At 63.1% G+C, this 12,531-nt stretch carries 12 protein-coding genes; 8 read left to right on the top strand and 4 right to left on the bottom strand.

The window, feature by feature from the left end:
- Positions 1-56: 56 nt before the first annotated feature.
- Entirely contained in the window at positions 57-515 is a 459-nt protein-coding gene (locus JQ863_RS07720; RefSeq protein WP_204113719.1) for a methyltransferase family protein, read from the bottom strand.
- A 180-nt stretch (positions 516-695) separates the two neighbouring features.
- Between JQ863_RS07720 and JQ863_RS07715 the strand changes: the two genes are divergently transcribed.
- The 4 genes from JQ863_RS07715 to kynA all read left to right on the top strand — a co-directional run bounded on the left by JQ863_RS07715 (position 696) and on the right by kynA (position 4,222).
- Entirely contained in the window at positions 696-1,448 is a 753-nt protein-coding gene (locus tag JQ863_RS07715) for an SDR family NAD(P)-dependent oxidoreductase (RefSeq protein WP_204113717.1), read from the top strand.
- A gap of 4 nt (positions 1,449-1,452) precedes the next feature.
- Positions 1,453-1,824, top strand: a complete 372-nt coding sequence (locus tag JQ863_RS07710; protein WP_204113715.1) for an MmcQ/YjbR family DNA-binding protein — start codon at positions 1,453-1,455, stop codon at positions 1,822-1,824.
- 124 nt (positions 1,825-1,948) lie between these two features.
- Entirely contained in the window at positions 1,949-3,142 is a 1,194-nt protein-coding gene (gene kynU / locus JQ863_RS07705) for a kynureninase (protein ID WP_204113714.1), read from the top strand.
- A 246-nt stretch (positions 3,143-3,388) separates the two neighbouring features.
- Positions 3,389-4,222 carry a tryptophan 2,3-dioxygenase gene (gene kynA / locus JQ863_RS07700; protein ID WP_204113713.1) on the top strand — a complete coding sequence of 278 codons (834 nt, stop codon included), beginning with the start codon at positions 3,389-3,391 and terminating at the stop codon, positions 4,220-4,222.
- 15 nt (positions 4,223-4,237) lie between these two features.
- Here the strand turns inward: kynA and JQ863_RS07695 are convergent, their stop codons facing one another.
- Positions 4,238-4,840, bottom strand: a complete 603-nt coding sequence (locus JQ863_RS07695; protein WP_204113712.1) for a TetR/AcrR family transcriptional regulator — start codon at positions 4,838-4,840, stop codon at positions 4,238-4,240.
- A gap of 94 nt (positions 4,841-4,934) precedes the next feature.
- Here JQ863_RS07695 and JQ863_RS07690 point away from each other — a divergent pair, with 94 nt between their 5' ends.
- The 4 genes from JQ863_RS07690 (at position 4,935) to JQ863_RS07675 (ending at position 9,339) form a co-directional block, all read left to right on the top strand.
- The gene (locus JQ863_RS07690; RefSeq protein ID WP_204113710.1) at positions 4,935-5,396 is read left to right on the top strand and encodes a (2Fe-2S)-binding protein; all 462 of its coding nucleotides are present in this window, start codon (positions 4,935-4,937) and stop codon (positions 5,394-5,396) included.
- 4 nt (positions 5,397-5,400) lie between these two features.
- On the top strand, positions 5,401-7,641 hold the full coding sequence (locus tag JQ863_RS07685) for a xanthine dehydrogenase family protein molybdopterin-binding subunit (RefSeq protein ID WP_204113709.1): 2,241 nt from the start codon (positions 5,401-5,403) through the stop codon (positions 7,639-7,641).
- Between the two features lie 167 nt (positions 7,642-7,808).
- On the top strand, positions 7,809-8,912 hold the full coding sequence (locus tag JQ863_RS07680) for a pentapeptide repeat-containing protein (protein ID WP_204113708.1): 1,104 nt from the start codon (positions 7,809-7,811) through the stop codon (positions 8,910-8,912).
- Positions 8,913-8,937: 25 nt separating this feature from the next.
- Positions 8,938-9,339: a hypothetical protein gene (locus JQ863_RS07675; protein ID WP_204113706.1), complete on the top strand. Its 402-nt coding sequence runs from the start codon at positions 8,938-8,940 to the stop codon at positions 9,337-9,339.
- Positions 9,340-9,352: 13 nt separating this feature from the next.
- Here JQ863_RS07675 and JQ863_RS07670 read toward each other — a convergent pair whose 3' ends face one another.
- Together JQ863_RS07670 and JQ863_RS07665 are read right to left on the bottom strand one after the other, a co-directional pair.
- A complete protein-coding gene (locus JQ863_RS07670) occupies positions 9,353-10,132 on the bottom strand; it encodes a gamma-glutamyl-gamma-aminobutyrate hydrolase family protein (RefSeq protein WP_204113705.1) in 780 nt (259 codons plus the stop codon).
- A 142-nt stretch (positions 10,133-10,274) separates the two neighbouring features.
- Positions 10,275-12,431, bottom strand: a complete 2,157-nt coding sequence (locus JQ863_RS07665; protein WP_204113704.1) for a malate synthase G — start codon at positions 12,429-12,431, stop codon at positions 10,275-10,277.
- Between the last annotated feature and the right edge of the window lie 100 nt (positions 12,432-12,531).

Genomic DNA, 12,531 nt, shown 5'->3' with positions numbered 1-12,531 from the left:
GACCCGATGCTGCACAAGCAACATTCCGCGACGTCAGTCTTCGTCGCGCAAGGTCATTACAACCAACGTCGCGTCACTTGACAGTATCTTGCGTAAGCGGCGCGAAACTTTTTCCGCAAACGGTTCTCTTCCGGGATCACGAACCGGCGTTCGATGACCCACAGAAAGATCGGCACCAGGGGCAGCGACAGGACCGCGTCCCAGTAAAGGATCAACCCCAGAAGGATCAGCACGTCCCCGACATAGATCGGGTTCCGGCTGCGCTTGAAGATGCCCGTGGTGACCAGGTGGTCACTTTCGAGATGCGGGTGGATCGTGGTCTTCTGGCGCGACATCTCGGTTGCGGCCAGCGCCATCAGGATGACCCCGCCGCCGACAAGGATGCCGCCAAGGAATTCCGCCCAGGCGCCGCCAAAGCTCAGACCCAGGGTCCAGTACCGCGCCTGTCCCCAGGCCAGCGCAAGCGCGCCGACCAGCCAGACAGGGGGAAGGTCGATATTTTGCCGGATGCCCATCAGTGTCTCCGTCAAGACGAGTCTCGGGCATCTATTAGCGCCTTTGTCCGCATTTTCACACAGATACATTCGGGCAAACGGCATGATCCAGGCAAAGTGCCGCTCCGTCACGGGGCTGTGTTGTTGCCCGACGCCCCCGCCCCGGCCATTGTGTGGCACAACGAAAAAGGAGGTTTTGACATGAGCTTGAACGGAAAACACGCGCTGGTCACAGGCGGCGGCACGGGGATTGGGTTGGCCATTGCACGTGCGCTGGCGGAACAGGGCGCGGTGGTCACCATCACCGGGCGGCGCAAGTCGGTGCTGGATGACGTGGCGGGCGACGGCCTGTTCGCGTTGCAGATGGATGTGGCGGACGAGGCTTCGGTCGTCGATGGCGTCGCGGCGGCGGTCGCGGCGCGCGGGCCGGTGCAGATCTGTGTCGCCAATGCCGGGATCGCCGAAGGCAAGGCGCTGTTCAAGACCGACCTCGACTGGTGGCGCAACATGATGGCGATCAATGTCGACGGCGTGTTCCTGACGATCCGGGAATGCCTGAAATCCATGCATCAGACCGATTGGGGCCGGGTCATGGCGATCTCGTCCATCGCGGGGCTGCGCGGGCTTCAGGGCGCGCCGTGCTATTCGGCGACGAAACACGCGGTCAACGGCATGATCAAGTCGCTGGCGGCGGATTACGCGCGGAAACCGATCACCTTCAACTCGATCTGCCCGGCCTATGTCGAGACCCCGATCATCGACCAGAATGTCGAAAGCATCATGGCCCGCACCGGCATGAGCCAGGAAGAGGCGCTGAAGGTCATGGTCGGTGTCAACCCGCATGGCCGCCTGATCACCCCGGACGAGGTCGCGGCAGCGGCGCTTTACATCTGCGGCCCCAATTCCGACAGTATCCGAGGCCAGATGGTGCAGGTCTCGGGCGGCGAGGTCTGAGGCCATGACGCGGGACGAGTTCAACGCCTTTTGCGCCGGCTTTCCCGCGACGTCCCACGTCATCCAGTGGGGTAATGCCGATGTGTGGAAGGTCGCGGACAAGGTGTTCGCGATCTGCGGCTGGGCCGACGGGCGCGATGCCTTTACCTTCAAGGTCACCGATTTCGCCTTTGAGATCCTGCCCGACATGCCCGGCATCCGCCCCGCGCCCTATCTGGCGTCGCGGGGCATGAAATGGGTGCAGGTTTACGACGCGCCGGGACTGCCGGAGGACGAGCTGAAAGAGCATATCGCGCTGTCCTATCAACTGGTGGCCGAAGGGATATCCAAGAAGAAACGCCGGGAACTGGGGATCCCTGTTCCGGGCGAGGGTTGAAGCCCCCCTCACTTGCCCGGCGGCAGGCCGGACACATCACAACCCGTGATGCCCGCCATCACAAGAATTGCTGGTGCAAGGCGAATTTTCATCCGCTAAGGACTCTGCTCCAAGGAGACCCGCCATGACCAATTTTGCCGCCACGAAGCCCATGTTCACCCTGCCCGAGGGCATGATCTACCTCGATGGAAACTCGCTTGGACCGCTGCCCAAGGCCGCGCCTGCCGCGATGGAGAAGGTGATGCGCGATGAATGGGGCGAGATGCTGATCACCGGCTGGAACAGGGCCGGGTGGATGGACCTGTCGACCTCGGTCGGTGACCGGATCGCGCGGCTGATCGGGGCGGAACCGGGCCATGTCATCATGGGCGACACGCTGTCGGTGAAGGTCTATCAGGCGCTGGCCTCGGCGGTGGCGCTGAACCCCGGTCGCAAGGTGATCCTGTCCGACAATGGCAACTTTCCTTCCGACCTCTACATGGCTCAAGGATTGATCCGCACGCTGGGTCAGGGCCACGAGTTGCGCGTTGTCGATCCCGAGGCGGTTGAGGAAAGCATCACCGACGAGGTCGCGGTTCTGATGATCACCGAGGTCGATTATCGCACGGGCCGGCTGCACGACATGAAGCGGCTGACGGAAATGGCCCATGCCCACGGCGTTGTCACGGTCTGGGACCTTGCCCACACCGCCGGGGCAACCGAGGTGAAGCTGGCCGAGTGCAAGGCCGATTTTGCGGTGGGTTGCACCTATAAGTATCTCAATGGCGGCCCCGGCGCGCCCGCCTTCATTTATGTCAGCCCGCGCCATGTGGATGTCGCTGAGCCTGCGCTGTCGGGCTGGCTGGGGCACGAGGCGCCGTTTGATTTTGACCTTGATTACCGCCCTGCCCCCAGCATCGAGCGCATGCGCGTCGGCACCCCGCCGGTTCTGGGCCTGACCGCTCTGTCAGCGGCGCTGGATGTCTGGGACATGGCGGATATGGGCGACGTGCGGAAGAAATCCCAGGATTTGACCGATATGTTCATCACCGAGGTCGAGGCCCGCTGCCCTGCCCTGACGCTGGCCAGCCCGCGCGACCGCGATGCGCGCGGCTCGCAGGTGTCGTTCCGGTTCGCCGAAGGATACGCCGCGATGCAGGCTCTGATCGCGCGCGGCGTCGTGGGCGATTTCCGCGCGCCCGACGTGATGCGGTTCGGCTTTACCCCGCTTTACATCGACGAAGCGGATGTGATGCGGGCGGTCGAGATCCTCGCGGATGTGGTCAACAACGACCTCTGGGACCGCGCCGAATACAAGACACGGGCGAAAGTGACGTGATCCGTTTCATCAAGGTCACGCCCGGCGGCACCGCCGGGCAGCGCCCGACCCTCCCCCTGGGAGGGCGCTTCACGCCCACCCAGGGTCAGGCGCTGCCCTCCCCCCTATGCGGCACCCGACACCCCCTCTGCCGCCCCTTCGGCTGGGTCGCGCTGTGGCGTCGGCTGGCGATGACCGGCAATCTCAACTTGAAAGGCGTCCCCGTGATCCCGTGCTAAACTGACACCGATCCAACGGAGACGACCCATGACCACCGCTTACGATCCCGCCAAGGAAGGCGCGCAAATGGCCTTTGACGGCCGGATGTCCTATGGCGATTACCTGCAACTGGACAAGATCCTGACCGCCCAGCACACATGGTCCGACACCCATGACGAGATGCTGTTCATCATCCAGCACCAGACTTCGGAACTGTGGATGCGGCTGGCGATTCACGAGCTTGAGGCCGCCCGCGCCGCCATGCTGACCGGCCGCCGCCGCCCTGCCTTCAAGATGCTGGCCCGTGTCGCCCGTATCTTCGAGCAACTCAATTCGGCATGGGACGTGCTGCGCACCATGACGCCCAGCGATTATACCGCGTTTCGCGACAAGTTGGGGCAAAGCTCGGGCTTCCAGTCCTACCAATACCGCAAGATCGAGTTCATGCTGGGCAACCGCAACCCGGCGATGCTGCGCCCGCATGAACATCGCGACGACCTGACCCAGATGCTGACCGCAGAACTGGCGCAGCCCTCGCTTTACGATGTGGCGCTGAGGTTATTGGCGGTGCATGTCGACGTGCCGGAAGCGGTGCTGAACCGCGACCTGTCACACCCCTATGAAGCATCCGACGCGGTGCGCGAAGCATGGGCAACGGTCTATCGCGCGCCAGAAGATCACTGGGAGCTTTATGAACTGGCCGAAAAGCTGGTCGATTTCGAGGACTATTTCCGCCGCTGGCGTTTCAACCACGTGACCACCGTGGAACGGGTGATCGGCTTCAAACGCGGCACCGGCGGCACGGGCGGGGTGAATTACCTCAAACGCATGCTGGACGTGGAGCTGTTCCCGGAACTGTGGCACCTGCGGACCGAATTGTAAGCCAATATCGGGCGGTCAGACCATGATCGCCCGGCCAAATGTCAGCGCCAGCATGCGGACCGTGGCACAATAGTCGTCATAGCTGGGGCGTGGCAGTTTCTGGCCATGCAGGGCCGCCATCATCATGCAGGAGAACCGGTCCACATCCCCGCCAACACGGGTCAGGTTCACGCGGCGCGCGCGCTCTTCCTCGGCCAGCCACGCGCCATAGACTTCGGCCAGCCGCTGTTCACCGGCCTCGATGATATCGCTGGCCTGGGAATGCTTGGCATCCATCAACTCGTCGGCATGCGGGGATTCAAGGAAGATGCGCATCACCTCGCCGGTCTGGGCGGCAAAGGCCCGCACCAGCGCCTGATCCGCCGGCCCACCCGCACGTAGCGCCTCGGCCACCGAGCCGGCGACCTCGTCATAGTAGGCCATTGTCATCGAGCGATAGATGTCTTCCTTGTTGCGGTAATGCAGGTAAAGCGCCGCGCGTGACATGTTTGCGCCGCGCGCTATGTCCTCCATCGAGGTGCGGCGGATGCCATATTGCGAAAACGCGCCAAAGGCGGCCTCGAGAATTGTCCGCTGCTTGTCGGAAAGAGGTGTGGATTGAAGGGCTTGGTCCTGCATGACACCGATCTGACATTATTTGTCGAATTTGTCAATTGACACCCTGACACTTTTTGCAGATATTGTCAGAAATCCAGATAACGGGAGAGGTCCCATGTCCAAAACACTTACCATCAACGGCAAGACCCACACGGTCGACCTGCCCGGCGACGTGCCGCTTTTGTGGGTTCTGCGCGACGAGGTCGGGCTGACCGGCACCAAGTTCGGCTGCGGCGTTGCCGCGTGCGGCGCCTGCACCGTGCAGATCGACGGCGAGGCCGTGCGGTCATGTCAGGTGCCGCTGGAAGATGTCTGGGGCGAGGTCACGACGATCGAGGGCCACGGCACGCCCGACGCACTCAGCGCGCTGCAAGAGGCATGGATCACCCATCAGGTCGCGCAATGCGGCTATTGCCAGTCGGGGCAGATCATGCAGGCCGCGGCGCTGTTGGCACAAACGCCGCGCCCGACCGACGCCCAGATCGACGAAGCCATGAGCGGCAACCTCTGCCGCTGCGGGACATATCCCCGCATTCGCGCCGCGATCCATGATGCCGCCAACCGGATGGAGGGCTAAAACCATGAGCCGTATCGGAAAAATCGCCCGCCGCACGTTTTTGATCGGGTCCGTTGCCGTGGTTGGCGGCGTTGCCTTTGGCGCATGGTTCGTCGGCCGTCCCGCCCCGAACCCGCTGCAACCGAAGGACGGCGAAGCCGCCTTCAACCCCTTCGTCATGATTGATGACAAGCAGATCACCCTGTTCGCCCCGCGCGCCGAAATGGGTCAGGGGGTCGAAACCACATGGGCCGCGCTGATCGCCGAGGAACTGGATGTCACGCTGGATCAGGTGACGGTCCTGCACGGCCCCGCCGCCAAAGCCTATTACAACAGCGCCATGGTGGGCGAGGGTCTGCCGGGCAAGGGCTATGACAACAGTGAATTCTCGCATTGGGTCGGTGACAAACTGGGGCATCTGGGCAAGCTGTTTGACCTGCAGCTGACCGGTGGCTCGACCTCGATGAAAGACGGGTTCGAACGCATGCGCGAGGCTGGTGCCTCGGCCCGTGAAACGCTGAAAGAGGCGGCCGCCAAACGGCTGGGCGTCAAACGCGCCGATCTGAAAACGGAAAAAGGCGCGGTGATCGCCCCGGATGGCAGCCGAATTGCCTATACCGAACTGGCAGCCGAGGCCGCCGGGCTGGACCCGGTCACCGCAGACCTGCGTGATCCCGGTGAATGGACGCTGATCGGCCAGAACCAGCCGCGCACCGACATCGTCGCCAAGACCACCGGCACCGCCACCTATGGCGTCGATGTGCGCTTGCCGGGGATGAAATTCGCCTCGGTGCGGATGAACCCGCGCCTTGGCGCACCGATGAACGGGTTTGACGCCTCGGCCGCCCACACCATGCCGGGCGTCGAGAAGGTGATCGACCTTGGCACCGGTGTTGCGGTCGTGGCAACGAACACCTGGCTTGCGATGCAGGCTCTGGAAGCGATCAAGTTCGACTGGGGCGAGGCCCCCTACCCATCGGAAACCGATGCGGTGTTCGATACCATCGCCCGCGCCTTTGACGACAAGCCGAACTCGACCATGCGCGACGACGGGGATGTATCGGTCCTGCCCGAAGGCGCGACCGAAGTGACGGCAGATTATTCCCTGCCCTATCTGGCCCATGCCACGATGGAACCGATGACCGCGACCGCGCTTCTGGAAGAGGGCAAGCTGACGGTCTGGGCGCCGAACCAGGCGCCGACCATCATCGCGATGAAATGCGCCGACGCTGCGGGGCTTGAGACCGATCAGGTCGAGGTCAACACGACCTATCTTGGCGGTGGGTTCGGACGCCGGACCGAAGTCGACTATGCCGTCTACGCAACCCGCGTCGCCGCCGAGATGCCCGGCACCCCGGTGCAGGTCACCTGGAGCCGGGAAGAGGACATGACCCATGACTTCTATCGCCCCGGCGCGATGGCGCGGATGCGCGGCGCGGTGAAGGATGGCAAGGCGGTGCTGCTGGATGGCAAGGTCGCCGCGCAATCCTGTACCTTCCAGGCCATGACCCGGATCACCGGGCTGGGCGGCGGCGGGCCGGACAAGGTGCATGTCGAGGGCGCGTTCAACCAGCCCTATGCGATCCCGAACTACCGCATGGCGGGGCATCTGGCGCAGCTTGATGTCCCGGTCGGGTTCTGGCGCTCGGTCGGCAATTCGTTCAACGGCTTCTTCATGGAAAGCTTCATCGACGAGATGGCGATTGCCGCAAACCGCGACCCGCTTGAGTTCCGCATTGAACTGGCCGAGGCGGAATGGGCCCCGGCCGCGGGCGTGCTGAAAGCCGTGGCCGAGATGTCTGACTGGAAGGCCCGCAAGCGCCCCGGTCGCGGGCTTGGCGTTGCGATGATCTATTCCTTCGGCACGCCGGTCGCCGAGGTGATCGAGGTCGAGGAACAAGATGGCATGATCCGCCTGACCAATGCCTGGATCGCCTGCGATATGGGCATCGCCCTGGACCCGCGAAATGTCGAGGCGCAGATGTTCAGCGGCATGGTCTATGGGTTGTCCGCGGCGATGTTCGGCGAGATCACCTTCGCCGACGGCATGGTCGAGCAACAGAACTTCCCCGACTACGAGGCCCTGCGCATCCACACCATGCCCAAGGTCGAAGTGCGCGTCCTGGAAACCCAGGACCACCTCGGCGGCGCCGGAGAACCCGGCACCCCGCCCGCAGCACCCGCTCTGGCCAATGCAATCTTTGACCTGACCGGAAAACGCGCACGCCGCCTGCCGTTGATGCATGACTTCAACTTGTTCGTCTAGGCACGCTCGCAAGTTCCGGCGGCGCGGTTCAATCCCGCGCCGCTGAACCACTTTTTTCTGGAAATACGTCATCAGCCCGCTAGGGTCGAAGCTTGAGACAGGTAGTCCCGCGGGGGTCATTTCACACCGCGACAGGACCGGGCAGATTTCGAGGACGTATTTTCAGCATGACCACCTTTGAAACAGCACCGCCACAGCGCCCGACCCAGCAACAGCTTGACGCGATGGTCGCGGAACATGGCAAATGGCTGGCCGACCCGAAAACCGGCACGCGGCTTGCCCTTCAGAACATTGATCTGGTCGGCCTGCAGATGACCGGAAACCTCAGCCACGCTAAATTCGTGAACTGTCAGTTGCAGGGCGCCACACTGCGCAATGTCAGCATGTCTCAGGGCGAGTTCCTGAACTGCGACCTTTCGGCGTCACTTCTGGAAAACGTCCAGATCGGCCCCGGCCCCGGCATGATCCGCGACTGTACTTTTACCAAGGTCCGCACATCGAACCTGCGGTTCACCAATGCCCAGTTTTTCTCTTGCGGCTTTGTCGCGGCGGACCTGAACCAGACCGCGTTCACCTCGTGTTTCATGTCGGAATGCAGCTTCCGGGACGCCAGTTTGAGCGAAACGGCCTTCTCGAAGGGCACCCTTCAGCAGGCCAACCTGAACGGGGTGAGCCTGAGCGGCAGAAACTGGGTCAACGGCACCACGTTCAGCGGCGGCTCTGCCATTGGGCTGGACCTGACCGGGTTTGAAACTCTGAACGAGGCCCGTTTCCTCGGGGTCGACCTGACAAGGGCCAATGCAACGGGGATCGATTTCGGCGAAGACGGGCTGAACGTGAAATCCCTGGCCGGATCCCGGTTCATCGACGCCACCATGACCGGGTGCAAACTGGCTGGTCCTGACCTGCAGAACCTTGACCTGACCGGCGCCGACCTCAGCAATGCCGTCTTGAAAGGCGATATGCGCGGATCGGTTTTCCGTCGCGCCACGCTTGCGCGGACACAGCTTGCGTGGATCAATGTCGAAGCCTGTGATTTCACCGAGGCCAGCGGACCGTTCGAGACCGACAATATCCGCGCCGCTCGGGCTGATTTCACCCGCGCCAACATCGCCGGCGCCTACCTTGCCTATGCCGACCTCAGGGGCGCGATCTTCCGCGATGCCCGCCTCGATCACGCCCAACTTGGCGGCGCCGACCTTGATGGCGCGATCTGGACCACCGGCGACATCTGCCGGGCCGGATCGCTTGGCCGCTGCATCATTGCCTGACCACCCCAACCAACAAGGAAACACCATGTCCGACACCACCGAAACCTATGGCCTTGAACTGACCAGGGCGCCCGAATCCGTCCGTACCGAAGCCACCGTGATCTACACCTCTGGCGGAACGCTTGTGTCCGGGATCAAGGAAGCGGTGACGATTTCGATCAACGGCACCGAGGTTCTGAAACTCGACACGCCGAACGCACATGGAACCTGGACAAAAGTGGTCGACCTGACACCGCATGTCATCAAGGGCCAGCGCAACACGATCAAGATCGGCACCAATACCTATGATCTGGAGGTCCTGGGCGGCCGCATCGTGACCGAAGCCGAAGTGCGCATCCGCGTTGGCCGTCGCCGCCTGTTCCGGCAGGAATTCGAATGCGACTCCGGCTGGCGCAACAGTTTCGACACGCTGGTGTTCCCCGGCTAAGCGCCCGGCAGTATCACGCGCTTTTCAGCACCGGGGTCGCCCGCCTGCCAGATGCCCAGGCCCGCACCGCCTCGCCGAAAGCTCTGAACAAGGGCCGCGAGACCGGGTCGTTGGCGGCGTCCCATTCGGGATGCCACTGCACCGCCAGAGTAAAGCCCGGCGCGTCCTTGATATAGGTCGCCTCCGGCGTGCCGTCGGGCGCGAGCCCGTCGATCACCACCCGCGCGCCGGGGCGCTTGATGCCCTGCCCGTGCAGCGTGTTGGTCATCACCGATTGGCTGCCCATCAACGCATGAAACGGCCCGTTCTCGGTGAATGTCACCTTGTGGCGCAGGGCGAATTTCTCTTCCAGCGTGCCATCGGGCGGCATGCGGTGATTGTCGCGCCCCGGCAGGTCGCGGATTTCCGGGTAGAGCGAGCCGCCCATGGCGACATTCACTTCCTGAAAGCCCCGGCAGATGCCCAGAAACGGCTGCCCCGTCTCGACGCAGGCCCGCACCAAGGGCAACACGATCGCGTCCCGCGCCCGGTCGAAATCGCCATGCGCGGCGGTTGCCGCCTCGCCATATTCCTCCGGGTGGACATTGGGGCGCCCGCCGGTCAGCACAAACCCGTCGCAAGTCGCCATCAGTTCGGCGACCGAGACAAATCGCGGGTCCGCCGGGATCAACAACGGCATGCAGCCCGACACCCCCGCCACGGCCTCGGAATTCATCGTGCCGCCGGCATGGGCCGGATACTGGTCGTTGATCAGGTACTGGTTGCCGATGATACCGACGACAGGTCGCGTCATGTCCGCCCTCAAACTTGCCTTTTCAAGACAACATAGGCGCGCAAAAAAGGAATGGCAAAGGGAACAGGTACGGCCCTTTCCTCTTGCCCGAAATACCTTCGGGGGAGCGCGAGGGGGCAGACAGCCCCCTCGCCCCATCAGATCAGAGCGACGCTTTCAATTCCAGCCGCCGCGCGTGCAGCACCGGTTCGGTATAGCCCGAAGGCTGGACCCGGCCCTTGAACACAAGGTCACAGGCCGCCTGAAACGCCAGCCCGGAAAACTCGGGCGCCATAGGGGTATAGGCGGGGTCACCTTGGTTCTGGCGGTCCACCACGGCGGCCATCTTCTGCATCGCCGCCATGACCGTGCCTTCGTCGATCACGCCATGATGCAGCCAGTTCGCCAGCGCCTGTGACGAAATCCGGCAGGTGGCGCGGTCTTCCATCAGGCCGATATCGTTGATGTCGGGCACCTTGGAGCAGCCGACCCCCTGATCGATCCAGCGCACGACATAGCCAAGGATGCCCTGGGCGTTGTTCTCGATCTCGCGAGTGAGGTCTTCGTCAGAGAGGTTCACACCCTCCATGACCGGAATGGTCAGAAGGTCGGTCAGCGTGCCGCGCGGCCCGCCTGCTTTCAGTTCATCCTGTCGCGCCAGAACGTCGACCTTGTGGTAATGCGTGGCGTGCAGCGTGGCGGCGGTGGGTGACGGCACCCAGGCGCAGGTCGCGCCCGACATCGGGTGGCCGATCTTCTGTTCCAGCATATCGGCCATCCGGTCCGGCATTGCCCACATGCCCTTGCCGATCTGCGCCTTGCCCTTCAGCCCGGCCGCCAGCCCGATATCGACATTGCGATCCTCGTAAGATGCGATCCAGGGCTGCGACTTCATCTCGCCCTTGGGTTTCATCGGCCCGGCTTCCATCGAGGTGTGGATCTCGTCGCCAGTGCGGTCGAGGAACCCGGTATTGATGAAAGCGACGCGGTGCTTGGCGGCGCGGATGCATTCCTTGAGGTTGACCGAGGTGCGGCGCTCCTCGTCCATGATGCCCAGCTTCACGGTGTATTGCGGCAGGCCAAGGATCGCCTCGACGCGGGTGAAGATCTCGTCGGCAAAGGCGACTTCGTCCGGCCCGTGCATCTTGGGTTTCACCACGTAAACCGAGCCGGCGGCCGAGTTGCGCGGCCCGTCGGATTTCTTCAGGTCGTGCATGGCGATCAGCACGGTGACCAGCGCATCCATCAGCCCCTCGCCGATCTCGTTGCCGTCGCGGTCCAGAACCGCGGGGTTGGTCATCAGGTGGCCGACATTCCTGACTAGCATCAGCGCGCGGCACTTAACGTCAAACGGCGCGCCATCGGGCGCGGTATAGGTGAAATCGCCGTAAAGCTTGCGGGTAAAGGTCTCGCCACCCTTGGTGACGTCTTCGGCCAGATCGCCCTTCATCAGGCCCAGCCAGTTGCCATAGGCCAGAACCTTGTCTTCGGCGTCGACACAGGCAACGGAATCCTCGCAATCCATGATCGCGGACACGGCGGCTTCGAGGTTCACGGTGACGATATGGGCCGGGTCGGTCTTGCCGGGGCCGATGTCGGGGTTGGTCAGGATCTCGATCTTGAGGTGGTTGTTTTCCAACAGAACATGGCCCCAGCCGCCCTCGCTGGTGGCGTGGCCCTTGTATTGCGCCGGGTCGGCCAGCGCGGTTTTGCCATTCAGGGTTTCGATGTCGAGCGTCGCGCCACCTTTCAGCGTCGTGACCTCGGCCCATTTCGCGCCTTCCAGCGGCGCGGCCTCATCCAGAAACGCCTTGGCCCGCGCGACAACCCGCGCGCCGCGTGCCTCGTCATAGCCCTTCCCAGTCGGCAGGTCGCCCAGCGCATCCGTGCCGTAAAGCGCGTCATAAAGGCTGCCCCAGCGGGCATTGGCGGCGTTGAGCGCAAACCGGGCATTGGTGATCGGCACCACCAGCTGCGGGCCGGGAATTTCGGCGATCTCGGGGTCGATGTTAGAGGTCTCGATCTCGAAATCCGGGCCTTCGGGCACCAGATACCCGATCTCGGTCAAAAAGGCGGTATATTCGGCGGCGTCAAACGGCTGGCCTTTGCGGGCGATGTGCCATGCGTCGATCTGCTGCTGCATGTCTTCACGCACCGCCAGCAACGCCCGGTTCTTCGGCCCCAGATCATGCGCCAACGCGCTGAGACCGTCCCAGAAAGTGTCGGCTGAAACACCCGTGCCCGGAAGCGCCCGGGACTCGATGAATTCCACCAGCACAGGGTCGACCTGCAACCCTGCTTTTTCAATCCGATCCGCCATGCCCGACATTCCCTTGCATACTGTGGTATGCGTTCCGAGTTAGCGCGAAAGTTTCCTATAGGCAACAAACCGGTCCGGTTCCCTGACCAAATTCACTTGT

Source organism: Shimia biformata (genome assembly GCF_016888515.1).
Classification (GTDB): Bacteria; Pseudomonadota; Alphaproteobacteria; order Rhodobacterales; family Rhodobacteraceae; genus Shimia_A; species Shimia_A biformata.
This window is presented reverse-complemented; position numbering and strand designations above follow the sequence as displayed.

Bases quoted from the DNA above. Each gene is read 5' to 3' on its own strand.
- JQ863_RS07720 (WP_204113719.1), bottom strand. From the start codon at position 515: ATGGGCATCCGGCAAAATATCGACCTTCCCCCTGTCTGGCTGGTCGGC.
- JQ863_RS07715 (WP_204113717.1), top strand. From the start codon at position 696: ATGAGCTTGAACGGAAAACACGCGCTGGTCACAGGCGGCGGCACGGGG.
- JQ863_RS07710 (WP_204113715.1), top strand. From the start codon at position 1,453: ATGACGCGGGACGAGTTCAACGCCTTTTGCGCCGGCTTTCCCGCGACG.
- kynU (WP_204113714.1), top strand. From the start codon at position 1,949: ATGACCAATTTTGCCGCCACGAAGCCCATGTTCACCCTGCCCGAGGGC.
- kynA (WP_204113713.1), top strand. From the start codon at position 3,389: ATGACCACCGCTTACGATCCCGCCAAGGAAGGCGCGCAAATGGCCTTT.
- JQ863_RS07695 (WP_204113712.1), bottom strand. From the start codon at position 4,840: ATGCAGGACCAAGCCCTTCAATCCACACCTCTTTCCGACAAGCAGCGG.
- JQ863_RS07690 (WP_204113710.1), top strand. From the start codon at position 4,935: ATGTCCAAAACACTTACCATCAACGGCAAGACCCACACGGTCGACCTG.
- JQ863_RS07685 (WP_204113709.1), top strand. From the start codon at position 5,401: ATGAGCCGTATCGGAAAAATCGCCCGCCGCACGTTTTTGATCGGGTCC.
- JQ863_RS07680 (WP_204113708.1), top strand. From the start codon at position 7,809: ATGACCACCTTTGAAACAGCACCGCCACAGCGCCCGACCCAGCAACAG.
- JQ863_RS07675 (WP_204113706.1), top strand. From the start codon at position 8,938: ATGTCCGACACCACCGAAACCTATGGCCTTGAACTGACCAGGGCGCCC.
- JQ863_RS07670 (WP_204113705.1), bottom strand. From the start codon at position 10,132: ATGACGCGACCTGTCGTCGGTATCATCGGCAACCAGTACCTGATCAAC.
- JQ863_RS07665 (WP_204113704.1), bottom strand. From the start codon at position 12,431: ATGGCGGATCGGATTGAAAAAGCAGGGTTGCAGGTCGACCCTGTGCTG.